Annotated in this window: 23 protein-coding genes and 1 tRNA gene; 19 read left to right on the top strand and 5 right to left on the bottom strand. The window is 65.4% G+C overall.

Annotation, left to right across the window (positions count from 1 at the left end; translation table 11 throughout):
* Positions 1-7: 7 nt before the first annotated feature.
* On the bottom strand, positions 8-1,816 hold the full coding sequence (lepA, locus tag KQ297_RS04245; RefSeq protein ID WP_259738323.1) for a translation elongation factor 4: 1,809 nt from the start codon (positions 1,814-1,816) through the stop codon (positions 8-10).
* 189 nt (positions 1,817-2,005) lie between these two features.
* Between lepA and KQ297_RS04240 the strand changes: the two genes are divergently transcribed.
* The 7 genes from KQ297_RS04240 (at position 2,006) to KQ297_RS04210 (ending at position 8,712) form a co-directional block, all read left to right on the top strand.
* On the top strand, positions 2,006-2,647 hold the full coding sequence (locus KQ297_RS04240) for a hypothetical protein (protein ID WP_259738322.1): 642 nt from the start codon (positions 2,006-2,008) through the stop codon (positions 2,645-2,647).
* A gap of 9 nt (positions 2,648-2,656) precedes the next feature.
* Complete coding sequence (locus KQ297_RS04235) at positions 2,657-2,959, top strand: NifU family protein (protein ID WP_259738321.1); 303 nt, start codon at positions 2,657-2,659, stop codon at positions 2,957-2,959.
* 51 nt (positions 2,960-3,010) lie between these two features.
* Positions 3,011-4,303 (top strand): serine--tRNA ligase, encoded by a 1,293-nt coding sequence (serS, locus tag KQ297_RS04230; RefSeq protein WP_259738320.1) that lies wholly within the window; start codon positions 3,011-3,013, stop codon positions 4,301-4,303.
* A gap of 57 nt (positions 4,304-4,360) precedes the next feature.
* The gene (gene rseP, locus KQ297_RS04225; protein WP_259738319.1) at positions 4,361-5,449 is read left to right on the top strand and encodes an RIP metalloprotease RseP; all 1,089 of its coding nucleotides are present in this window, start codon (positions 4,361-4,363) and stop codon (positions 5,447-5,449) included.
* 31 nt (positions 5,450-5,480) lie between these two features.
* Positions 5,481-6,137, top strand: coding sequence for an endonuclease III (nth, locus tag KQ297_RS04220; RefSeq protein WP_259738334.1), 657 nt, complete (start codon positions 5,481-5,483; stop codon positions 6,135-6,137).
* Between the two features lie 34 nt (positions 6,138-6,171).
* Positions 6,172-6,474, top strand: coding sequence for a 30S ribosomal protein S14 (gene rpsN, locus KQ297_RS04215; protein ID WP_185466346.1), 303 nt, complete (start codon positions 6,172-6,174; stop codon positions 6,472-6,474).
* 114 nt (positions 6,475-6,588) lie between these two features.
* Entirely contained in the window at positions 6,589-8,712 is a 2,124-nt protein-coding gene (locus KQ297_RS04210; RefSeq protein ID WP_185466349.1) for a polyribonucleotide nucleotidyltransferase, read from the top strand.
* A 103-nt stretch (positions 8,713-8,815) separates the two neighbouring features.
* On the opposite strand, the gene KQ297_RS04205 is transcribed toward KQ297_RS04210, so the two are convergent.
* Both KQ297_RS04205 and KQ297_RS04200 read right to left on the bottom strand, forming a co-directional pair.
* Complete coding sequence (locus KQ297_RS04205) at positions 8,816-9,145, bottom strand: hypothetical protein (protein ID WP_259738318.1); 330 nt, start codon at positions 9,143-9,145, stop codon at positions 8,816-8,818.
* A gap of 160 nt (positions 9,146-9,305) precedes the next feature.
* The gene (locus KQ297_RS04200) at positions 9,306-10,241 is read right to left on the bottom strand and encodes a 3'(2'),5'-bisphosphate nucleotidase CysQ (protein WP_259738333.1); all 936 of its coding nucleotides are present in this window, start codon (positions 10,239-10,241) and stop codon (positions 9,306-9,308) included.
* A 33-nt stretch (positions 10,242-10,274) separates the two neighbouring features.
* Here KQ297_RS04200 and rsmI point away from each other — a divergent pair, with 33 nt between their 5' ends.
* Positions 10,275-11,126 carry a 16S rRNA (cytidine(1402)-2'-O)-methyltransferase gene (gene rsmI, locus KQ297_RS04195; protein ID WP_259738317.1) on the top strand — a complete coding sequence of 284 codons (852 nt, stop codon included), beginning with the start codon at positions 10,275-10,277 and terminating at the stop codon, positions 11,124-11,126.
* Positions 11,127-11,190: 64 nt separating this feature from the next.
* Complete coding sequence (locus tag KQ297_RS04190; RefSeq protein ID WP_185466486.1) at positions 11,191-11,433, top strand: hypothetical protein; 243 nt, start codon at positions 11,191-11,193, stop codon at positions 11,431-11,433.
* Here KQ297_RS04190 and KQ297_RS04185 read toward each other — a convergent pair.
* Positions 11,412-12,221 carry a helix-turn-helix domain-containing protein gene (locus KQ297_RS04185; protein ID WP_259738316.1) on the bottom strand — a complete coding sequence of 270 codons (810 nt, stop codon included), beginning with the start codon at positions 12,219-12,221 and terminating at the stop codon, positions 11,412-11,414. The two genes, KQ297_RS04190 and KQ297_RS04185, sit on opposite strands and share 22 nt — an antisense overlap.
* 40 nt (positions 12,222-12,261) lie before the next feature.
* Here KQ297_RS04185 and KQ297_RS04180 point away from each other — a divergent pair.
* The 10 genes from KQ297_RS04180 to KQ297_RS04135 all read left to right on the top strand — a co-directional run bounded on the left by KQ297_RS04180 (position 12,262) and on the right by KQ297_RS04135 (position 20,888).
* Positions 12,262-12,335, top strand: a tRNA-Arg gene (locus tag KQ297_RS04180).
* 717 nt (positions 12,336-13,052) lie between these two features.
* Positions 13,053-14,147, top strand: a complete 1,095-nt coding sequence (locus KQ297_RS04175) for a fatty acid desaturase (protein WP_259738315.1) — start codon at positions 13,053-13,055, stop codon at positions 14,145-14,147.
* Positions 14,148-14,280: 133 nt separating this feature from the next.
* Entirely contained in the window at positions 14,281-14,757 is a 477-nt protein-coding gene (locus tag KQ297_RS04170) for an NAD(P)H-dependent oxidoreductase subunit E (protein WP_259738314.1), read from the top strand.
* Positions 14,754-16,334, top strand: coding sequence for a NuoF family protein (locus KQ297_RS04165; RefSeq protein WP_259738313.1), 1,581 nt, complete (start codon positions 14,754-14,756; stop codon positions 16,332-16,334). The genes KQ297_RS04170 and KQ297_RS04165 overlap by 4 nt, the downstream gene beginning before the upstream one ends.
* Positions 16,331-17,047, top strand: a complete 717-nt coding sequence (gene hoxU / locus KQ297_RS04160; protein ID WP_259738312.1) for a bidirectional hydrogenase complex protein HoxU — start codon at positions 16,331-16,333, stop codon at positions 17,045-17,047. Before KQ297_RS04165 ends, hoxU begins: the two co-directional genes overlap by 4 nt.
* Entirely contained in the window at positions 17,044-17,601 is a 558-nt protein-coding gene (locus KQ297_RS04155; protein ID WP_259738311.1) for an oxidoreductase, read from the top strand. The genes hoxU and KQ297_RS04155 overlap by 4 nt, the downstream gene beginning before the upstream one ends.
* Before the next feature lie 3 nt (positions 17,602-17,604).
* Positions 17,605-19,080, top strand: a complete 1,476-nt coding sequence (locus KQ297_RS04150) for a Ni/Fe hydrogenase subunit alpha (RefSeq protein WP_259738310.1) — start codon at positions 17,605-17,607, stop codon at positions 19,078-19,080.
* Positions 19,077-19,562, top strand: a complete 486-nt coding sequence (locus KQ297_RS04145) for a hydrogenase maturation protease (protein ID WP_259738309.1) — start codon at positions 19,077-19,079, stop codon at positions 19,560-19,562. The genes KQ297_RS04150 and KQ297_RS04145 overlap by 4 nt, the downstream gene beginning before the upstream one ends.
* Positions 19,555-19,896 (top strand): hydrogenase maturation nickel metallochaperone HypA, encoded by a 342-nt coding sequence (gene hypA / locus KQ297_RS04140; RefSeq protein WP_259738308.1) that lies wholly within the window; start codon positions 19,555-19,557, stop codon positions 19,894-19,896. Before KQ297_RS04145 ends, hypA begins: the two co-directional genes overlap by 8 nt.
* Positions 19,897-20,432: 536 nt before the next feature.
* On the top strand, positions 20,433-20,888 hold the full coding sequence (locus KQ297_RS04135) for a hypothetical protein (RefSeq protein ID WP_259738307.1): 456 nt from the start codon (positions 20,433-20,435) through the stop codon (positions 20,886-20,888).
* 108 nt (positions 20,889-20,996) lie between these two features.
* Here the strand turns inward: KQ297_RS04135 and KQ297_RS04130 are convergent, their stop codons facing one another.
* On the bottom strand, positions 20,997-21,947 hold the full coding sequence (locus KQ297_RS04130) for an HAD-IC family P-type ATPase (RefSeq protein WP_311133982.1): 951 nt from the start codon (positions 21,945-21,947) through the stop codon (positions 20,997-20,999).
* Between the last annotated feature and the right edge of the window lie 151 nt (positions 21,948-22,098).

The following is a 22,098-nucleotide window of genomic DNA, read 5'->3' as shown; positions in this document are numbered from 1 at the left end:
GGCAGCCCTACTGATTCAGCTTCAGCACCGCCATGAAGGCTTCCTGGGGCACATCCACCTTGCCCATGGCCTTCATACGCTTCTTACCTTTGGCCTGCTTCTTCAGCAGCTTTTTCTTGCGGGAGATGTCGCCGCCGTAGCACTTGGCTAGCACATCCTTGCGGATGGCGCTGATGCTTTCGCTGGCGATGATGCGGCTGCCGATCGAGGCCTGTATTGGAATCTTGAACTGCTGGCGCGGAATCAGTTCCTTCAGCTTCTCCACCAGGCTCTTGCCCACGTTGTAGGCCTTGTCGCGGTGCACGATCGTGGTGAGCGGATCGGCCTTCTCGCTGTTGATCAGCACATCGAGGCGCACCAGCTCATTGCGCCGGTAGCCGATCAGGCTGTACTCCATCGAGGCATAGCCCTTGGTGCGGCTCTTCATCTGATCGAAGAAGTCGGTCACCACTTCAGCCAGGGGCATCTCGTAGTGCAGTGTCACCCGATCAGTGGTGATGAACTTCATGTCGATGAACTCACCCCGCCGCTCCTGACACAACTCCATCAGGGTGCCGTTGAAGGTGTTGGGGGTGTAGATCTCGAGCTTCACATAGGGCTCTTCGATCGATTCACGCTTCTGCGGATCCGGCAGCGTGGCGGGATTGTCCACCATCAAGATGCTGCCGTCGAGCATGTTCACCCGATAGATCACCGAGGGGGCGGTCACGATCAGATCGAGGTTGTACTCCCGCTCCAACCGCTCCTGCACGATTTCCATGTGCAGGAGGCCCAGGAAGCCACAGCGGAAGCCGAAGCCCATGGCGCTGCTGGTCTCCGGCTCGTAGTTCAGGGCCGCATCGGAGAGCTTGAGCTTGTTGAGCGCCTCGCGCAGGTCGGGGTACTGATCCGCATCGGTGGGGAACAGGCCGCAGAACACCATCGGTTTGGCCTCGGTGTACCCCGGCAGCGGCTCGCTCACCGGATCGGCCACCAGGGTGATCGTGTCGCCCACCCGTGCATCGGCCACGGCCTTGATCGAGGCGGAGAGATAACCCACCTCGCCGGCATGGAGGCTTTCCACCTGACGCTGGTCCGGCGCCATCACCCCCACCTCATCCAGCTCATAGCTGGTCTTGCTGGCCATCAGCAGCACCTTGTCCTTGCGCCCCACCTGGCCGCTGATCACCCTGAAGTACACGATCACGCCCCGGTAGGCGTCGTAGTAGGAATCGAAGATCAGGGCCCGCAGCTGCTCATTCACGCGGTCGGGCGGCGGCGGCACCCGCTCCACGATCGCTTCGAGAATTTCAGGAATGCCCAGCCCCGTCTTGGCCGAGCAATCGATCGCCTTTGAGGTGTCCAGCCCGATGATCGCCTCGATCTCCTCCTTGATCCGCTCGGGATCGGCGCCGGGCAGATCGATCTTGTTGAGCACCGGAATGATCTCCAGATCATTCTCCAGCGCCAGATACACATTCGCCAGCGTCTGCGCCTCCACTCCCTGGCTGGCATCCACCACCAGCAGGGCACCTTCACAGGCCTGCAGGCTGCGGCTCACCTCATAGGAGAAATCCACATGGCCGGGGGTGTCGATCAGGTTGAGGATGTACGTCTCGCCATCGGCCGCGGTGTATTCCATCCGCGCGGCCTGGAGCTTGATCGTGATCCCCCGCTCCCGCTCCAGCTCCATGTTGTCGAGGAACTGGGCCTGCATGTCGCGCGCCGCCACCGTTCCGGTGTCCTGCAGCAACCGGTCGGCCAGGGTCGACTTGCCGTGGTCGATGTGGGCAATGATGCAGAAATTGCGGATCCGCTGAACGGGAACGTCGGTCATGGTCCCGTTCGGGGCTGCTCATTGGGAATACAGCTTAAGCCGGGGGCCTTTGCCTATGAGCCAGCCTGCCCCTGGCTGTGAGGCACAGTCCACCGGCGGGAGACGGGGAGACGGGGAGACGGGGAGACGGGGAGACGGTCAGGAAACTTGCACACTTCTTGCCGTAGCAGCACAACCAGCAGACAAAGGTTGCTATTCAAGATCACTTTTTCCCGTGCCGTGCCTCGTTTCCCAGGAATCACTTTTAACGCCATCCTCGGAACTTCGGCATTCCTTATGTTAACGAGCCACGCCCAGGCTCTCACCTACAGCTTCACTCCTTCCTCGATCACCGTTCCCTCCGGCGATAACAAGGGCGGCTTCGCTGAAACCATCTCTTTCGGCTCCTTTTCCTTCGATTTCACCGCTCCGTCGACGATCTCCGCACCCGTCTCCGGTACGGCAAGCTCCACGGTCAGAGTGGTGAACTACACCTTTAACAATGCAACCTACGACCCTGGCCTGCAGCTGCTGACCTTCACCGGTCCAGGCCCCACATCGCCTGACCCTGACTTCTCTACATCGAGTTTCGTGCTTCAGCTCGATGCCCCCCTTGACAGCGTCACTCCCCCGAACTTCCCCACCTACAAAACCATCTCCTTTGGTGACTACTGCACGAGATGGCAGGACCAGGGCAACACAAAATGCAGATCCGTCGGATCGGCCACTCTCAACCCCATCCAACCCATTCCCTTTGGCCACTCCGGCCTCGGCCTGGCCCCTTTGCTTCCTCTGGCTTGGTACCGACGTCGTTTGATGAGGCGCCTTCCTAAGCTCCAGCCAGCAACCTGAGCTTCCACCATGAGCACCGACACCGCCACAACAGACACCACTGCCACCGCAGGCACCAGCGCCGAAGCCATCAGCGACCCCCGCGCCCTCACGATCGAGAACGTCGAGCGTGTCCTCGATGAGCTGCGCCCCTACCTGATGGCCGACGGCGGCAACGTCGAGATCGTCGAGATCGACGGCCCCACCGTGAAAGTGCGCCTGCAGGGCGCCTGCGGCAGCTGCCCCAGCAGCACCATGACCCTGAAGATGGGCATCGAGCGCAAGCTGCGGGAATCCATTCCCGAAGTCAACGAAGTGGTTCAGGTGCTCTGAGGAGAGGCCATCACCGGCCCGTAGGCTGCACGCGCCCTTGCACCTGGAGCCGTGCTGGATCAGCGCCTGCTGCGCGAGAACCCCGAGCTGATCGTCGAGCAGCTGGGGCGCCGCGGCATCGCTCTCGATCTCACGGGCCTGCAGATGATCGCCCGCCAGGAGCGTGATCTCGAGCAGCAGCGCAGCGATCTGCAGGCCGAGGGCAACCGCATCGGCCGTCAGGTGGGTGAACGCATCCGTGCCGGTGAGGCGCCCCACAGCCCCGAGGTGCAGGCCCTGCGCGATCGGGGCAACACGATCAAGCAGCAGGTGGGGGTGCTGGAGGAGGAGGAGAAATCCCTTGAAGCCCGCCTGCGCGATCAGCTGCTCGCCTTCCCCAACCTGCCCTCCCCCCTCTGCCCTGACGGCGCCGGTGAAACCGAGAACGTGGAGCGGCGGCGCTGGGGCACCCCCCGGGAGCCGGTGGCCGGGGAGCCACCCCTCGAGGAGCACTGGCAGATCGCCGAACGCCTCGGTCTGATCGACACGGAGCGCTCGGTGCGCATCGCCCAGAGCCGTTTCGTGACCCTGCTCGGCCAGGGGGCACGGCTGGAACGGGCCCTGATCAGCTTCATGCTCGATCAGCACACCCGCCGCGGCTACCGCGAGGTGCTGCCACCGATTCTGGTGAACAGCGCCAGCCTCACCGCCTCCGGCCAGTTGCCCAAGTTCGCCGAGGAGAGCTTCCACTGCTCTGGCGACGACCTCTGGCTCACCCCCACCGCCGAGGTGCCGATCACCTCGTTCCACCGCGACGAGCTGATCCCCTCCGAGCAGCTGCCCCTGCGCTACGCCGCCTACACCCCCTGCTTCCGCCGGGAAGCCGGCTCCTACGGCCGTGACACCCGCGGCCTGATCCGTCTGCACCAGTTCAACAAGGTGGAGCTCTACTGGTTCTGCCACCCCGACGAATCCGAAGCGGCCCACGCCCAGCTCACCGCCGACGCCGAAGCTGTGCTGAAGGCCCTGGAGCTGCCCTACCGGGTGATCGATCTCTGTTGCGGTGATCTGGGCTTTTCGGCCGCACGCACGTTCGATCTCGAGGTGTGGCTTCCCGGCGCCGGCACCTACCGCGAAATCTCCAGCTGCAGCACCTGCGGCGAGTTCCAGGCGCGCCGCGCCTCGATCCGCTTCAAGGACGGCAAGAAAACCCGCCTGCTGCACACCCTCAACGGCAGCGGCCTGGCGGTGGGGCGCACCATGGCCGCCCTGCTCGAAACCGGCCAGCAGGCCGACGGCAGCGTGCTCCTGCCGCAGGCCCTGGTGCCATACATGGGTGCCGATCGCCTCGTGCCGGAACCCTGAAAGGAACGCCCCAGGGCTGAACCCCCCAGAATGGGTGCCCTGCGCAACACAGCCTGAATGGGTGTTCTCTCGGCACTGGCGATCCTGGCGGCCCTGATCGTGGTGCACGAAGCCGGCCACTTCTTCGCTGCCACCTGGCAGGGCATCCGCGTCAGCGGCTTCTCGATCGGCTTCGGCCCGGCCCTGCTGCAGCGCCAGCGCCGCGGGGTGCAGTTCGCCCTGCGGGCGATCCCCCTCGGCGGCTACGTGGCCTTCCCCGACGACGACGAGGACAGCGACATCCCCAGCGATGATCCCGACCTCCTGCGCAACCGACCCCTGCCCCAGCGGGCCCTGGTGATCGCGGCCGGGGTGATCGCCAACCTGCTGCTGGCCTGGGCCGTGCTCTTCGGCCAGGGGTTGGTGGTGGGCGTTCCCGCCGGCTTCAGTGCCACCCCCGGCGTGCTGGTGGCGGCGGTGCAGCCCGGCCAGCCCGCCGCCACCTCGGGCCTGATGGCCGGTGATCGCATCCTCAGCCTCGGCGGTGTGCCCGTGGGCGGCGGCTCCAAGGCCGTTGTGGATCTGGTGGCCGACATCCAGGGGGCACCCGAGCGCACCCTGCAGATCGAGGCCGAACGCGCTGGCCAAACCGTCAGCCTGCGGCTCACCCCCTCCGATCGCGACGGCCTCGGCCGCATCGGCGCCCAGCTCCAGCCCAACGGCAGCGAGGTGTTCCGCCCCGCCAAAGGCCCCCTGGAGCTGCTCGGTCAGACCAACCGCGTCTTCGTGCAGCTGATCCGGCGCACCGTTGATGGCTTCGTGGCCCTGGTCACCCACTTCGGGGAAACCGCCCCCCAGGTGTCGGGACCGGTGAAGATCGTGGAGATGGGCGCCAGCCTGGCCCGCCAGGGCGGCGGCAGCCTGTTCGTGTTCGCCGCGCTGATCTCGATCAACCTGGCGGTGCTCAACGCCCTGCCCCTTCCCCTGCTCGATGGCGGCCAGTTCGTTCTCCTCCTGCTTGAGGGGCTGCGCGGCCGGCCCCTGCCCGACCGCCTGCAGCTGGCCTTCATGCAGTCGGGCTTTCTGCTGCTGGTGGGGCTGAGCGTGGTGCTGATCGTCAAGGACACCAGCCAGCTCTCGGTGGTGCAGCAGCTGCTCGGCCACTGAGGTGCCCCGTCTGGCCACGGCCCGGCAGCGGATGCCGCTGATCCTGGAGCGCCTGGCCCTCCACTACCCCCACGCCACCTGCTCCCTGAACTGGCGCACCCCCTGGGAGCTGCTGGTGGCCACGATGCTCTCGGCCCAGTGCACCGATGAGCGGGTCAATCTGGTCACCCCGGCCCTGTTCGAGCGCTTCCCCGATGCCGCCGCGGCCGCCGCAGTGAGCTCCGCTGAGGTGGAGCCCTATGTGAAATCCACCGGCTTCTTCCGCAACAAGGCGAAGAACATCGTGGCCGCCTCCCAGTTGTTGATCGAGCGCCACGGCGGCGCGGTGCCGGCGTCGATGGAGGAACTGCTGGAGCTCCCCGGGGTGGCGCGCAAGACCGCCAACGTCGTGCTGGCCCATGCTTTCGGCATCAACGCCGGCGTCACGGTCGACACCCATGTGCGCCGGCTGAGCAACAGGCTCGGGCTGACGCGAGCGAGCGAACCACGCCGGATCGAGCCGGAGCTGATGAAGCTCGTGCCGCAGCCGGAGTGGGAGAACTTCTCGATCCGGCTGATCTTCCATGGGCGCGCCGTCTGCAATGCCCGCAAGCCCCTGTGCGCGGGCTGCCCCCTGGCCGATCTCTGCCCCAGCCATCCAGACCATGGCCCAAGCGGCCGGCGGGCTGGGCGATCAGCCACACGGTAAGCTTGCTCTTCACTGAAAGAGCTGCAGCAGCCGCATGGCGAAGAAGTCGATGATTGCGCGCGACGTCAAGCGCAAGAAAATTGTGGAACGCTTCGCCGTCAAGCGCGCTGCCCTCAAGGCTGCCTTCGAATCGGCCGCCGATCCGATGCAGCGGCTGGAGATCCACCGCCAGATCCAGAATCTGCCCCGCAACAGCGCCCCCTCCCGCGTGCGCAACCGTTGCTGGGCCACCGGCAAGCCCCGCGGCTTCTACAGAGATTTCGGCCTCTGCCGCAACCAGCTGCGCGAGCGCGCCCACAAGGGCTTGCTGCCCGGCGTGGTCAAGTCGAGCTGGTAGGCCACCCACCAACGGCCTGCTCCGGGTGGCCAGTGGCCACCCTTTTTTGCGCGCGCCACCCCTGCAGGCCCGAATGCGAGGATGGTACGTGATACAAAACGGACATAAACCGACGTGCCAGGACAGATTCAGACGGTCTCCTTCGATGGTCGGGAGATCCGGCTGACCACAGGGTTGTATGCCCCCCAGGCGGGTGGCTCAGTATTGATCGAATGCGGGGACACCGCCGTGCTGGTCACGGCCACCCGCTCCAAGGGTCGCGAAGGAATCGACTTCCTCCCCCTCACCTGTGATTACGAGGAGCGCCTCTACGCCGCCGGCCGCATCCCGGGCAGCTTCTTCCGCCGCGAAGGCCGCCCCCCCGAGCGCGCGATCCTCACCACCCGCCTGATCGATCGCCCCTTGCGGCCCCTGTTCCCCTCCTGGCTGCGCGACGACCTCCAGGTGGTGGCCACCTGCCTGTCGCTGGATGAACGGGTGCCGCCCGATGTGCTGGCGGTCACCGGCGCTTCGATCGCCACCCTGCTGGCGAAGATTCCCTTCCAGGGCCCGATGGCGGCCGTGCGCGTGGGCCTGCTCGGCGACGACTTCGTGCTCAACCCCAGCTACCGCGAGATCGAGCGCAGCGAACTGGATCTGGTGGTGGCCGGCACCCCCGCCGGTGTGGTGATGGTGGAAGCGGGCGCCAACCAGTTGCCAGAGCAGGATGTGATCGAGGCGATCGACTTCGGCTACGAAGCCGTGGGCGAGCTGATCAAGGCCCAGCAGAAGCTTCTCGCCGACCTCGGCATCGAGCAGGTGTTCCCCGAACCCCAGGTTCAGGACCCTGCCCTGCCGGCCTTCCTGGAGCAGGAATGCGGCGCTGGCATCGGTGAGGTGCTCAAGCAGTTCAGCCTCACCAAGGCCGAGCGCGACGCCCAGCTCGATGGGATCAAGGCGGGTGTGGCCGAGAAGATCGCCGCCCTCTCCGACGACGACCCGATCCGCGTGGCCGCCGCCGGCAAGGCCCTGGGGAACACCTACAAGGGCATCACCAAGAAGCTGATGCGCGCCCAGATCGTCAGCGATGGCAAGCGGGTCGATGGCCGCAACCTCGATGAAGTGCGCCCGATCAGCGCCGCCGTGGGCGTGCTGCCCAAGCGGGTGCATGGCTCCGGCCTGTTCCAGCGCGGGCTCACCCAGGTGCTCTCCACCGCCACCCTCGGCACCCCCAGCGATGCCCAGGAGATGGATGACCTCAACCCCATCGGTGAGAAGACCTACCTCCACCACTACAACTTCCCCCCTTATTCGGTGGGCGAAACCCGGCCGATGCGCTCCCCCGGCCGCCGTGAGGTGGGCCACGGTGCCCTGGCCGAACGGGCGATCGTGCCCGTGCTCCCTCCCAAGGAGAGCTTCCCCTACGTGCTGCGCGTGGTCTCGGAATGCCTCAGCTCCAACGGCTCCACCTCGATGGGCTCGGTCTGCGGCAGCACCCTGGCCCTGATGGATGCCGGCGTGCCCCTCAAGGCTCCCGTGAGCGGTGCCGCCATGGGCCTGATCAAGGAGGGCGATCAGGTGCGCATCCTCACCGACATCCAGGGCATCGAAGACTTCCTCGGTGACATGGACTTCAAGGTGGCCGGCACCGAGAAGGGCATCACCGCCCTGCAGATGGACATGAAGATCAGCGGTCTTGCAGTCAGCACCGTGGCCGAGGCCGTCAACCAGGCCCGCCCGGCCCGGCTGCACATCCTCGAGAAGATGCTCGAGGCGATCGGCAAGCCCCGCGACGTGCTCTCCCCCCACGCCCCCCGCCTGCTCAGCTTCCGCATCGACCCGGAACTGATCGGCACCGTGATCGGCCCCGGCGGCCGCACGATCAAGGGCATCACCGAGCGCACCAACACCAAGATCGACATCGAAGACGGCGGTATCGTCACGATTGCCAGCCACGACGGAGCCGCGGCCGAGGAAGCCCAGCGGATCATCGAGGGCCTCACCCGTCGCGTCAGCGAAGGGGAGATGTTCAACGGCTCCGTCACCCGGATCATTCCGATCGGCGCCTTCGTCGAGATCCTCCCCGGCAAGGAGGGCATGATCCACATCTCCCAGCTCTCGGAAGCACGGGTCGAGAAGGTGGAAGACGTGGTCAAGGTGGGCGATGCCGTGACCGTGCGCGTGCGCGAAATCGACAACCGCGGCCGCATCAACCTCACCCTGCGCGGCGTGGCCCAGGAGCAGGTGCCGGTGGCCTGATCACAGCCAAGGAAGGTGGGGGGATTCAGGGACATGCCCTGGATCACCCTGCCCTCCGCCCCAGGCCTGAAACAAGCCTGGTAACAATGGCTGGGGTGAGCGATCAGAGCTGAAACAGGTTGTTCCCCACCGTCAGAATCTGCAGCGTGGCATCGAAGGCAGGATCGCCCAGCTCCCGCTCAATGTTGGGATCCCAGACAAACACATCAGCACCAACGATCGTGGTCGCTCCGATTTCAGGACCGATCTGTCGAAATCCATCCTCATCGAGCACGGGGCGACCCTGACTGTCGGTGAGAATTTCAAAGCGGCTGATCTCCACGCCATCGGCCACCTGCTCGTAGGTGATCACGTTGTCGTAGGGACCGACGTTGTAGATCAGCACCTTGTCGCCCTCAGCCGCATTGAAATCCTCGATCGAAGAGGCGATCACAACGCCGGCTGACCCTGCTCAGCCAGAAAGTCGTTGAGAATCTGCTGGGCCTGAAGGATCAAGGTCAGGATCAAACATCGAAGATCTGAGGCAATCCCGAGGCTAGCGGACGGCCCGAAAGGCTTCAGGCAGGCCTCCCGGCGGCTGGGACCGGAAGCCCTCAGAGCATGAAACCCGGATCGATGCGCGCCAGGGCGGCGGCCGCCCGCTCACACAGTTCCCTGTGGGCCAGACCATGGCTGGCGATCAGACAGCCCGCCTGCAGTCCATCGCCATTGTTGTAGTGAAGGGGCCGGCCATCGGCATGGCTGAAGGCCCCGCCCGCCGCTCGCAGCACCGCCTCAGGCGCCGCCATGTCCCAGTCCTTGGGGGCACTGCGGCCGGAGAGGGAGAGGTACAGGTCGGTTTCACCGCGCAGGATCGTGGCCACCTTGCAGCCCACGCTGCCCACCGCCAGCGAGGGGCCCAGCTCCAGGGCCTGCACCAGCTGCTCCAGCCGCTGGTCACGGTGGTTGCGGCTGGCCACCAGCACCAGCTCGCGAGGTTCGCGCCGCTCGCTCAGCTGGGGCGCAAACCTCTCCCCTGAAGGGTTCTCCCGCCAGGCGCCGCCGATCAATCCCTCGGCGGCCGTCCCCACCAGACCGAACCACAGCTCCTCCTTCTCGGGGAGCAGCACCACGCCCAGGACGGGCTGCCCCCGATGCACCAGGGCCAGATGCACCGCGTACTCGCCCGTGCCCTGGATGAAGTCCTTGGTGCCATCGAGCGGATCGAGGATCCACAGCCACTCGGCCTCCAGAGGCAGCCCTGCCCTGAGCTGGTCCTTGGCCGTTTCCTCGCTGAGCAGGGTCCAGGGGGCGTTGGGAAAGGCCTGGGCAAGGCCGTCGAGCAGGTGCTGGTTCACCGCCAGATCGGCCGCCGTCACCGGACCCTCGCCGCCCTCATCCACGCTCAGGGCCGCGTTGTAGCCGAAGGGTGGCTGCTCGCCGCGAGCGTAGGCCCGCAGAATCGCGGCCGAGTCCCAGCTCAGCTGACGCAGGAGCGCCAGCAACTCCTCCACGTCGACGCCGGCGGGCAGGGAGGGGGCAGCCATCATGGGCGGGGCCAGGGACACGTTCAGAGCCGCATTGTGGAGCAAGCCAGCGAACCCGCCGCCGGGGTGCTGTACCTGGTGGGGACACCGATCGGCAACCTGGGGGACCTCTCTCCCCGGGCCCGCCGGGTGCTTGAGGGCGTCGACCGCATCGCCTGTGAAGACACCCGCCACAGCGGTCAGCTGCTGGCCGGCCTGGGCATCCGCAGCCGCCTGCTCAGCTTTCACCAGCACAACCAGACCGCCCGCATCCCCGAGCTGCTGGCCGCCCTGGCCGCCGGGGAAAGCCTGGCGGTGATCAGTGATGCGGGCCTGCCGGGCATCTCCGATCCGGGCGAGGCGCTGGTGGCAGCCGCCCGCGCCGGCGGCCATCCGGTGATCTGCGTGCCCGGCCCCTGCGCCGTGACCACCGCCCTGGTGAGCAGCGGCCTGCCCAGTGGCCGCTTCTGCTTCGAGGGATTCCTGCCGGCCAAGGTGAGTCTTCGCCGCCAGCGGCTCCAGGAGCTGGCCGGCGAACCGCGCACGCTCGTGCTGTTCGAAGCACCGCACCGGTTGATCGAGCTGCTCGAAGACCTGCACAGCACCCTGGGCGACCGTCCTCTGCAGGTGGCGCGGGAACTCACCAAACGGCACGAGCAACAGATCGGTCCCAGCGTGAGCGCGGCCCTTGAGCACTTCCGCAGGGTGCCGCCCCGGGGGGAGTGCACCCTTGTGCTGGGCGGTGCCGCCCCTGTGGAACCACCTGTTCTCAGCGACGCCGAGCTGACCCTGGAGCTGCGCGAGAAGGTGGCGTCAGGCCTGAGCGCCAGTGATGCGGCCCGCCAGCTGGCCGCTGAGACCGGCCTCTCGCGCCGCAGCCTCTACGCCCTGCTCCACCGGCCGGAGTGAGCAGCCCCAGCGGGGGATGGACCATGCTGAAGGACGAGCTGCCCCCAGTCCCATCGCCCCGGCCATGCTGCTGCGCCTGCGCCTGTTGCTCACCAGCCTTGGCGGCGGGGTGCTGCTGCTGCTGATCCTCTGCCTCGGCGCCCAGAACCTGGAGGAGCGCCCCACTCTGCGGCTCGGCATCGGCCGCAGCGCCCCCCTGCCCAGCGGCTTCCTGGTGGGGCTGGCCCTGGCGGCGGGGGTGATCAGCGGCGGTTCTGCCACTGCCCTGCTGCTGCCCCGCCGGGATCAGCCGCCGGGGAGTGCGTAGAGCGCACCTTCCAGCACCACCCGGGTGATGCCCTTCCCAACCAGGTAGGTGGCCGTGCGCTGGATCACCTGGCTGTCGGGCATCTTGATCACCCGCTGGCTGCGGCCGCACTGGCGCTTGGCCTGGCGGGGATTGGCAAACACCACCAGAGCCTGGCGGGCCTGCTCCTCGTCGGGGAGGGCACCCAGCTCGGGGAAGTCACTGAGGGGGCGGGCCTGGAGCTCCACGGTCTTGTCGACAAGCATGTAGAGGCTGTCGGGCAGGGGTGCGCTCTCCAGCGGCTGGCAGACCACAGCGGGCCGCTGCTCACCCCCTCCGCCGAGGTTGGCGCCCGCAACCACGGGCACCATCGTGAACACATTCCCTTCGGCGTCGGTGTCGTCGCCATCGCTGTCGTCGCCATCGCTGTCGTCAGCGTCGCTCTCCTCGTCGCCCTCGCCGTCATCCCCGAAGTCATCGGCGTCATCGATCGCCAGCACGCCAGGGCGTTCAGACTCCTCATCGACCTCGGGGGCGCCGTCGTCGCGGTCCTGATCGGAATCCTCGTTCGGCGCCTCAGCGGCCGCCGGGGTGAGCGCCTCAAGGGGAGCCTCCAGCTGGGCCACCGGGCGGCCGCGCTCCCTCTTGAGCTGCTCGTAGAGCTCGGGCGCGAGGGCGCCCTTCACCACCCGGGTCACGGTGTTGGGGCTGCAGCCGAAGGCATCAGCGAGGGCCGCGCTGGATTCACCAGCCCGCCACCGCTGAACCAGCTCCTGTTTCTGGGCATCACTGAGCCGGGAGGCCGCCATCGAGCAAGTTGCGCAGCCTCCCAATCTAGGCTGCACAGGTGGGCCGTTAGCTCAGCTGGATAGAGCATGCGACTTCTAATCGCACGGTCGCTGGTTCGAATCCAGCACGGCCCGTTCCCCCATCTCCCGGCAGCCACCGACCCAGGAAGCCTGGCCAGCACTCCCTTAGCGAGGCGTTCAGCAGCAGAAACGCCGACCGCCCTGAGGGGAAACGAACCGATGCTGGTCCGCATCCTCCCGTGCGTTCCCCATGGGGCGGCCCACCGCTGGGGCTGGTTCGCCACGGTGGCGAATGCCGTGGTGCGCCGAAGCCCCCCGCCGCCGCCCCCGCGACGTCCAGCCGCGCTCGCGTCCAGGGAAGCTGATCGAGCAATGGCAGGCCATGACAGACGCGAGGCCTTCAAACGGACTCCTGAATCCATCAGGACAAAGCCCCCAGAGACAACACATGGGCGGCCGAAAGCATTGATCCGTCGTCGCCAGGAACTTCGAAAGAGCAATCACATGTGAAACACCGCCCCAGCGAAACTCTCTCCGAGGACGACCGCCGCAGCGCAGGCAGTCGTCCGCTAAGGTAAGGTCATATTGATAACATTAATGACAAACCAATTCGGAAAATCATAAATCCGTTCCTTAGCGCACCCTTCGATACTCAACCTGCGTTCATCAACAGCCGTGCGTGGCCCATCGCTTTCCAAGCACGAACTGTGACCGCCCAAGTCCATTCAGTCAGCCCAAAGAATCGCGAATGCGCTCTTTTCTTCATCAGCCCAAGCGGAAATTAACACAGAATATTTTCACGCAGGATATTTCGCCATCTCAAGGAGCTTGATGCAATCCACAGACCAGAAGAAGTTTCTACTTCAAGCCGATTATGCGGCTTCACTTCGCCCACTTCTCCCTCCCGAAGCCTTTCTTCCTGACAGGAGCAAGATCTGGATCCTTCTGATCAACCTGGCCATCCTTGTCCTGGGCTGGACAATGGCCAGGCATCTTGACCAGTGGAGCTGGCAGTGGATGTGGCTCTACTTACCGTTTGCACTGGTGATGGGCAACAGCGTGATCGCTTTGCTGTTCAGCACACACGATCTGATGCACAACAGTGCCATCAGAAATCCAAGGGTGAAACAGGCCCTGACCCTTGCAGGCCTGGCCTTGCTTTGGATGCCTCCTACCATGTGGAAGGCGGTTCACAACCGCGAACATCACAGAAAGACGAATTCTTTCCAGGATCCCGACCGGAACTACCTGCACAGTCAGCCCTTCAGTTGGGGCAAGTGGATTCAGAATCTCTTCGTACCTTCCTCAGAGGTGAATCCCATCTTGTTGGCAGTCGGCATGACGCAGGCATGGGGAATCCACGTCTTCCGCAATCTCACCTCCGTCTTGATCTTCGTGGACGGCACCGCCCAGTACACGCAGGCCTCTTTCAAGGTGAGCACGAAGGAACGCCGAAAAATTTTCTGGGAGCTTCTTGCGATAGCAGCGCTTCACCTGGGGATTATCGCCTATATCGGCGTCAAGCCGGCAGGACTGATCCTTGGATATTTTCTTCCAATTTGGATTGGCTATGCAGGAGTTATTTTTTACATCTATACCAACCACATGATGTCAAGCCTGACTCCTGTGAACGACCCCTTGGCCAACAGTCTTTCCCTGCGAGTCCCTGCCCTGATCGACGCACTCCACTTCAACTTTTCGTACCACACCGAGCATCATGTCTTCCCCGGCATGAATTCAGACTACTATCCAGTGCTACAAGGGCTTCTGCAGTCGCTTTACCCAGATCGCCATAACTTAATGGATGCCACAGAAGCCTGGCGAACCATGCTTCGAACTCCTCGTCACTACCTCAACGACAACGTATTCACCGATTGGAACGGAGAAAAGATGGTCGAATGCCCATTGCCAAGACCCATGGGCTAGACCTGTTTCTGCCTAAGGGTCGTAGCCGCGGCTCCTGCGGGAACAAACTGGACGATATCCCAAAGAAATCCCCTCGCCGAGCTCCGGACTCGAATACATCCCTACGGTGATGATCAGGTGATGCGGCATCGCCATGCCACTGCCCACTGAAACCGACTCATTCGCGGCCCTTGAGCCCCTGCTGCTGCGCTCCAAGGGCCAAGGCGATGCCCTGATCGAGGTGCTCCACGGCGCCCAGCAGCGCTACGGCCACCTCAGCGATCCCCTGCTCCGCCATGTGGCGACGCGCCTGAAGCTTCCCCTCAGCCGGGTCAAGGGAACCGCCAGCTTCTATCACCTCTTCCGTTTCCAGCCGCCGGCCCGCCACCGCTGCGTGGTCTGCACCGGCACCGCCTGCCAGATCCAGGGGGGCCCGGCCCTGATCGCAGCCTTGGAGGAGAGCCTGGGGCTTCAGATGGGCGACCGCCGCGCCGATGGCTGGGTCAGCCTCTCGGAGGTGCGCTGCCTGGGCACCTGCAGCGACGCGCCCCTCGTGCTGATCGATGGAACCATCGGCCGCCAGCAGACCCCCGAGGGCCTGCGCCAACGCCTGAGGGGGCTGGCGCCATGAACGGCCTGCGTTGCTGCGCCTCGGCCGGCTGCCTGGCCAGGGGCTCCGGCGCCTTGATGGGGGCCCTCGAAACGGCCATCTCCAGGGGCGAACTGGGCGATCGGATCCAGCTGCGCCCGGTGGGCTGCCTGGGCCCCTGCAGCCAGGGCCCCCTGCTGGCCCTCGATCCGGATGGCGATCTCTATGCCGGTGTGGACCCGCAGGACGCCGAAACCCTGGTGGCCGCTCTGGCCCGGCGGCTGCATCAGGGCTCTGACCAGGCGACGCCGCTGGAGTGGGCCCCCGCCAGGGGCGAACGGCTGGATCTCACCCATCCCTTCTTCCAGGGGCAGAAGCGGATCGTGCTGGAGCACTGCGGGCTGATCGATCCCACCGACCTGGACCAGGCGATCGCCGTGGGGGCCTACGGCCAGCTGGAGCGGGTGCTGCAGGGCTGGAGTCCGGAGCGGGTGCTGACCGAACTGCAGCGCAGCGGCCTGCGCGGCCGTGGCGGTGCCGGCTATCCCACCGGTCTGAAATGGGCCACCGTGGCCCGCATGCCCGGGGCCCGCAAGGTGGTGGTCTGCAACGCCGATGAAGGCGATCCCGGCGCCTTCATGGACCGCGCCGTGCTGGAGGGCGATCCCCATCGGGTGTTGGAGGGGATGGCGATCGCCGCCTATGCGGTGGGAGCCGATCATGGATTCATCTACATCCGCGCCGAGTACGCCCTGGCGATCGAGCGGCTGCGCCTGGCGATCGATCAGGCCGTCCGCCGCGGGCGGCTCGGGCAGGCACTGTTCGGCACGGGCTTCGGGTTCAGCGTGGAGCTGCGGGTGGGGGCCGGTGCTTATGTCTGCGGCGAGGAAACGGCGCTGATCGCCTCAATCGAGGGCAAACGCGGCACGCCGCGCCCCAGGCCCCCCTATCCCGCTGAGCGGGGCGTAGGCGGGAAACCCACCCTGATCAACAACGTCGAAACCTTGGCCAATGTGGCACCGATCCTGCGGGAAGGCGCCGACTGGTTCGCCGCCATCGGCACCACCGGCAGCGCCGGCACCAAGGTGTTCAGCCTCACCGGCCACGTGCGCCGCGGCGGCCTGGTGGAGGTGCCGATGGGCACCAGCCTGACCACGGTCGTGCTGGAGATGGGGGAGGGGGCCCCGGAGGGATCGGCCGTCAAGGCGGTTCAGACCGGCGGCCCCTCCGGGGGATGCGTGCCCGCCGATCGGCTCGACACGCCCCTCGATTACGAAAGCCTCCAGGCCCTGGGCACGATCATGGGCTCCGGCGGCATGGTGGTGCTGGATCAGAGCACCGACATGGTGGCCCTGGCGGCCTATTTCATGGCCTTCTGTCGCGAGGAGTCGTGCGGCAAGTGCGTGCCCTGCCGCGCCGGCACCGTGCAGCTCCATGGCCTGCTGGAGCGGATCCTCTCCGGCAGCGCCAGCCACGCCGACCTCGATCAGCTCGAAACGCTCGGCGCGATGGTGATGGACACCAGCCTCTGCGGCCTGGGGCAGAGCGCGCCCAAGCCGATGCTGAGCACCCTGCGCTACTTCCGCGGCGACTACCTCGCCCGGCTGGAGGCCCCATGAGCGTGCGCACGCTGCGCATCGACGGCCGCGATGTGGCCAGCGGCGAGGGAGCCACCGTGCTCGAGGCCGCCCGCGAAGCCGGCGTGGCCATCCCCACCCTCTGCCACCTGGAGGGGCTCTCGCCCGTGGCCGCCTGCAGGCTCTGCCTGGTGGAGATCGAGGGCAGCAACAAGCTCCAGCCCGCCTGCATCACCCCGGTGAGCGAGGGCATGGTGGTCCACACCGCCACACCACGCCTCAGGGAGATCCGGCGAACGGTGATCGAGCTTCTGTTCACCGAGGGCAACCACGTCTGCGCCGTGTGCGTGGCCAACGGCCATTGCGAACTGCAGGACCGCGCCGTGGACGTGGGCATGGACCACGCCCGCCTGCCCTACCGCTTCCCCGATCGTCCGGTGGATCTCTCCCACCAGCGCTTCGGGCTCGACCACAACCGCTGCATCCTCTGCAGCCGCTGTGTCCGCGTCTGCGACGAGGTGGAGGGCGCCCACGTCTGGGACATGGCCTGGCGGGGGGAGCACTGCCGGATCATCGCCGGGCTCGATCAGCCCTGGGGCGCCGTGGATGCCTGCACCGACTGCGGCAAGTGCGTGATGGTCTGCCCCACCGGCGCCCTGTTCCACAAGGGCGACAGCGTGGCGGAGAAACACGAGGACCCAAGCCGCCTCGCAGCCCTGCTGCAGGCCCGCCGCGCCCGGCAGGAGGCCCCATGAGCCAGCCCGCGAAGCTGCGTCTGGCCACCGTCTGGCTGGCGGGCTGCTCCGGCTGCCACATGTCGTTCCTCGACCTCGACGAGTGGCTGATCGAGCTCGCCCCCCAGATCGAGATGGTCTTCTCACCGATCGCCTCCGACATCAAGACCTACCCCGAAGACGTGGATGTGGCCCTGGTGGAGGGGGGCGTGGGCACCAGCGAGAACCTCGACCTGATCCGCCAGGTGCGCCGGCACAGCCGCCTGCTGGTGTCGTTCGGCGACTGCGCCGTGACCGCCAACGTGCCCGGCCTGCGCAACCCGCTCGCTGGCCCGGCGGCGGTGCTGGATCGCTCCTACCTGGAGCTGGCCGACGGCTCGGCCCAGTGGCCCCACGCTCCGGGCCTGGTGCCGGAGCTGCTGGAGCGGGTGCTGCCGGTGCATGAGCTGGTGCCGGTGGACCTGTTCCTGCCGGGTTGCCCCCCACCCGCCAAGCGCATCCGCGCCGTGCTCGAAGCCCTGCTGCGGGGCGAGCAGCCACAGATGGAGGGGGCGGAGATGATCCGCTTCGGCTGAACCATGACCCGCACCATCCTGATCGATCCGGTCACCCGCATTGAGGGCCACGCCAAGATTTCGATCCATCTCGACGCCGGCGGCAGCGTGAGCGCGGCCCACTTCCACGTGGGCGAATTCCGGGGCTTCGAGGCCTTCTGCGTCGGGCGCCCCTTCAGCGAAATGGCGGCGATCACGGCGCGGATCTGCGGCATCTGCCCGGTGAGCCACCTGCTGGCCGCCGCCAAGACCAGCGACCAGCTGCTGGCGGTCTCGATCCCGCCGGCGGCCGAGCGGCTGCGGCGGCTGATGAACCTGGCCCAGATCATCCAGTCGCATGCACTCTCCTTCTTTCACCTCAGCAGCCCCGATTTCCTGCTCGGCTGGGACAGCGACCCCGCCCAGCGCAATGTCTTCGGGCTGATCGCCGCCGATCCCGAGCTGGCCCGTGGCGGCATCCGCCTGCGCCAGTTCGGCCAGGCGGTGATCGAGCGGTTGGGGGGGCGCAAGATCCACCCGGCCTGGGCGGTGCCCGGTGGCGTGCGCAGTCCGCTGCAGCCTGGCGACCGCGACTGGATCCGCTCCCGCCTGAGCGAGGCCGTCGCCACCACCCAGGGCGCCCTCGAGCTGTTCAAGCGCCTGCTGGATGGACCGCTGGCCGCTGAGGCCGGCGACTTCGGCGACTTCCCCTCCCTGTTCCTGGCGCTGGTGGGGCCAGACGACCGCTGGGAGCACTACGGCGGCCAGCTGCGCCTGATCGACAGCACGGGGGCACCGGTGGGCCGTGATCTTCCCTCCGATGGGCTCAGCCCGGAGCAGCTGGACAACCTGCTGGCCGAGGCCGTGGAACCCTGGACCTACCTGAAATTCCCCTACTACAAGCCCCTGGGCCCGGAGGCCGGCAGCTACCGGGTCGGCCCCCTGGCGCGCCTGAACGTCTGCGAGCGGATCGGCCACGAGCGGGCCGACCGGGAGCTGCTGGAGCTGCGCCAGCGCGGCGGCCGGGTGGTCACCAGCTCCTTTCACTACCACCTGGCCAGGCTGATCGAGATCCTTGCTGCCCTGGAGGCGATCGAGGCGCTGCTTGATGACCCCGCACTGAGCGACAGCCATGTGCGTGCCCATGCCGGGGTGAATGCCCGCGAGGCGGTGGGCGTGAGTGAAGCGCCCCGCGGCACTCTTTTCCACCACTACAAGGTGGATGCCAACGGCCTAATCGAGGCGGTGAATCTGATCATCGCCACCGGCCAGAACAACCGGGCGATGAACCGCACGATCACCCAGATCGCCCGCCAGCACATCCAGGCGGGTCCAGCTGAAGCGGGCCCCGGCGACCAGCTGCCGGAGATCGCCGAGGGGCTGCTCAACCGGGTGGAGGCGGGCATCCGCTGCTTCGATCCCTGCCTCTCCTGCTCCACCCACGCCGCCGGCCAGATGCCGTTGCACGTGCAGCTGATCGGACCCGAAGGAGAGGTCTTGCGCGAACGGTGGCGGGATTGAGCCCAGGTGCACGGCAGCGGCGAGCCGATCTGCTGATCGGCTGGGGCAATGGCCTGCGCCAGGACGACGGCGTGGGCCTCGCCATCGCCGAGCGGGTGGAGGGCTGGAGCCGGCCGGGGCTCACGGTGCTGGCCATCACCCAGCTCACCCCTGAGCTGGCAGCGATGGTGGCGGAGGCGAAACGGGTGCTGTTCGTGGACGCGGCTCTGGCGCCGGCCTGCCCAGACCCGGGCTGGCGGCTCGAGCCGCTGGACGCTCCAGCGGATGGGGTCAAGGCGGCCGGCGCCGAACGCCTGAGCCACCACGCCAGCCCCGGCGCCCTGCTGCAACTGGCCGGCAGCCTCTACGGCCGCACCCCGCCCGCCTGGCAGCTGCTGCTGCGGGCCCACAGCTGCGAGATGGGCACTGGCCTCAGCGCCGCCACCGCCGCCCTGCTGCCCGAAGCCCTGGCGGCGGTGGGGCGCTGGTGCGGCGATGCATGAGCTGGCCCTGATGGAGGAGCTGCGCCGGATCGCCCTGGAGGCGGCGGTGGCCCAGGGGGCCCGCCGGATTCACGCCATGCGGCTGCGGGTGGGACGGCTCTCCGGAGTGGATCCCGAGGCGCTCCGCTTCGCCTTCGAGGTGGTGATGGCCGAAGGGATGGCCAGCGGCGCACAACTGGAGCTGGAGGTGGTGCCCAGCCGCTGCCGCTGCGGGCCCTGTGGCGCGCCGTTCGAGCCGGAGGATCTGATCCTGGTCTGTCCGCACTGCGGGGCCCCGGCCGCTGAGGTGCTGGCGGGGCGGGAGCTGGAGCTGATCGGCCTCGAGGTGACCTGAAACGGAGCCATCAGCCCCCCCTGAAAAGCGCTCAAACCGGCAACGATGACTCCATGCCCCTCGCCCAGCACCAAGTTTTGAGACCATGCACATCGAGGGCTCTGGCTAGCTATGAGTCAGGCCTATAACGAGGAAAGAGGCGGTCCTGGAATCTTTCAGGCAGCACTGCAAGCCGAATATCAACCCAAACCAAAAAAGGAGATCAACAATGAGCATGAAAGAAGCTTACCAAATGAAACTACAGGCGCAATTGGACGAGTGGAGCGCAGAGGTCGACAAGCTCAAGGCAAAAGCCGACAAAGCAAACGCAGAGGCACGACTTGAATACTACAAAGACATCAAGGAATTGAGATCCATGCGAGAAACGGCTTACAGCAAACTTGCCGAACTAAAAGAAGCCAGCAAGGACGCCTGGGAGGATCTCAAAGCAGGAATGGATAGCGCCTGGGACTCTCTCGGCAATGCACTGAAGTCAGCCGTTTCGAGATTCGATCAAATTCATAGCCGACCTCCACCACCAACAAAGGAGCTTACGAATGAAATCACCCATCTATGCTTTGCTGCTGATCAGCGCAATCGCCGCCACTCCACCCTGCTACGCCCAAACCGACAACTCCAACACTTCAATAGAAGGGGTCAAGACAGGAGCTCAGGACTTACTCAAGACCCTCGGCTCGTACACTGCAGACAGAAGAGACGAGGCAGTTCAAAAAGCTCAAGAGGGCCTGCATGAACTGGATCAACGCATTGACACACTGGAGGCAAGAATTGATAAAAACTGGGGCAAACTGAGCGAGGCCACGCGCAAGGAAACGCGCAAGAACCTCAGGGCCCTTCGCAAGCAACGGAATCAAGTTGCCGAATGGTATGGCAGCATGAAAACCAGTTCAGCCGATGCGTGGGACCACATGAAAAAAGGGTTCTCTGATGCATACCAGGCTCTTGAGAATGCCTGGGAAAAGTCCGAACAAGAATTTAAGTCCAACGAATAAACAGCCTTCCCCCTTGCAGATGTGGAGTTTCGCTGGCCTGAAGACCTGATCACGGAAGCCCCGAAACAGGCATGGTTCAAGCTCATCACTTACGAGGACATTGTTGGCTCAGGAGAAGAGGCCTCCTGCCCGATGGCGATGCGGATGTGGGGTCAAGATCCAATAGGCAAGCAATTTCAAACGATCGTTGACGAAGAACCAGGCAAGGGCATAGCCCCATACCACCAAGGCCCAGCCCCAGCCCAGTGGGGTCATGAACCATCCGTACACGGCGATCAGAGTCGCTAGCAATTGTGTGCCACAAACCGCCAGCAGCAGAATCCGCGCTGGTCGAATGGACCAGAATGGTCCTCGGGTCCGTGTGAGGAAGATCGTCAGATGACCAGCCACGGAGAGCTTTAAATACATCAGCGTCTGGATCTGTGCTCGATCAAGTTCAAAGACACGCTCCCCCAAATAAAACAAGCCAAAGGCTGAAACAACCCCAATGAATCCCAGCGCTGTCGCGACCCCCATCACAATGGGCATATTCCATCGCTCTGGACTGTTGCTGTAATGAACATTGTCATAAGCGATTGACAAGATAGCGCCGTCATTCAGCAATGCGAGCATCACAATCAAAACTGCGGTCACGGGATAGAAGTTAAACACCAGGATCGAGAACGTCATGAACAACAGAACGCGCAGCGTTTCAGCGATGCGGTAAATGGCATAGCTGTTCATTCGCTGGAAGATTTTGCGACTTGTCTTGATGGCCTCGACAATCACGGACAGTCCCGGCGTCATCAGCACGATGGAAGCCGCACCACGCGCCGCATCCGTTGCATCCAAAACAGCGATGCCGCAGTCGGCCTTCTTCAGCGCGGGGGCATCGTTGACCCCATCACCGGTCATGCCCACGATGTGGCCGTGCTGCTGAAGGACCTCCACAATCTGATACTTGTGCTCAGGGAACACCTGAGCAAAACCATCCGCTTTCTCGATCGACTCCCCCAACAGCTCCGACTGATCTGTCTGCTTGGTCCCGAAACCACTGGCATCGAGGATCAGGGAGCCCATCTCCAATTTCTGGCCGCGTCCCTTTGCGTGGTGTAAAACCCGAGGCCCGAATGCCCTGATCAGAGGGTGAACAGGGTGGAATGACGGGCTGTCATTCCGGAGGTGCAGATGCGCCTCGTTCAATCACGATGAATCAGGACGAATGACTTGT

It is taken from the genome of Synechococcus sp. CS-205 (genome assembly GCF_025128255.1).
Lineage (GTDB): Bacteria > Cyanobacteriota > Cyanobacteriia > PCC-6307 > Cyanobiaceae > Regnicoccus_A.
The sequence above is the reverse complement of the archived record's forward strand: the minus strand, read 5'-3'. Positions and strand labels throughout refer to the sequence as shown.

Excerpts from the sequence above, each read along its gene's own strand:
- lepA (WP_259738323.1), bottom strand. The coding sequence starts at position 1,816 with ATGACCGACGTTCCCGTTCAGCGGATCCGCAATTTCTGCATCATTGCC.
- KQ297_RS04235 (WP_259738321.1), top strand. The coding sequence starts at position 2,657 with ATGAGCACCGACACCGCCACAACAGACACCACTGCCACCGCAGGCACC.
- rseP (WP_259738319.1), top strand. The coding sequence starts at position 4,361 with ATGGGTGTTCTCTCGGCACTGGCGATCCTGGCGGCCCTGATCGTGGTG.
- nth (WP_259738334.1), top strand. The coding sequence starts at position 5,481 with ATGCCGCTGATCCTGGAGCGCCTGGCCCTCCACTACCCCCACGCCACC.
- rpsN (WP_185466346.1), top strand. The coding sequence starts at position 6,172 with ATGGCGAAGAAGTCGATGATTGCGCGCGACGTCAAGCGCAAGAAAATT.
- KQ297_RS04200 (WP_259738333.1), bottom strand. The coding sequence starts at position 10,241 with ATGATGGCTGCCCCCTCCCTGCCCGCCGGCGTCGACGTGGAGGAGTTG.
- KQ297_RS04190 (WP_185466486.1), top strand. The coding sequence starts at position 11,191 with ATGCTGCTGCGCCTGCGCCTGTTGCTCACCAGCCTTGGCGGCGGGGTG.
- KQ297_RS04185 (WP_259738316.1), bottom strand. The coding sequence starts at position 12,221 with ATGGCGGCCTCCCGGCTCAGTGATGCCCAGAAACAGGAGCTGGTTCAG.
- KQ297_RS04175 (WP_259738315.1), top strand. The coding sequence starts at position 13,053 with ATGCAATCCACAGACCAGAAGAAGTTTCTACTTCAAGCCGATTATGCG.
- KQ297_RS04170 (WP_259738314.1), top strand. The coding sequence starts at position 14,281 with ATGCCACTGCCCACTGAAACCGACTCATTCGCGGCCCTTGAGCCCCTG.
- KQ297_RS04165 (WP_259738313.1), top strand. The coding sequence starts at position 14,754 with ATGAACGGCCTGCGTTGCTGCGCCTCGGCCGGCTGCCTGGCCAGGGGC.
- hoxU (WP_259738312.1), top strand. The coding sequence starts at position 16,331 with ATGAGCGTGCGCACGCTGCGCATCGACGGCCGCGATGTGGCCAGCGGC.
- KQ297_RS04155 (WP_259738311.1), top strand. The coding sequence starts at position 17,044 with ATGAGCCAGCCCGCGAAGCTGCGTCTGGCCACCGTCTGGCTGGCGGGC.
- KQ297_RS04150 (WP_259738310.1), top strand. The coding sequence starts at position 17,605 with ATGACCCGCACCATCCTGATCGATCCGGTCACCCGCATTGAGGGCCAC.
- hypA (WP_259738308.1), top strand. The coding sequence starts at position 19,555 with ATGCATGAGCTGGCCCTGATGGAGGAGCTGCGCCGGATCGCCCTGGAG.
- KQ297_RS04135 (WP_259738307.1), top strand. The coding sequence starts at position 20,433 with ATGAAATCACCCATCTATGCTTTGCTGCTGATCAGCGCAATCGCCGCC.
- KQ297_RS04130 (WP_311133982.1), bottom strand. The coding sequence starts at position 21,947 with ATGGGCTCCCTGATCCTCGATGCCAGTGGTTTCGGGACCAAGCAGACA.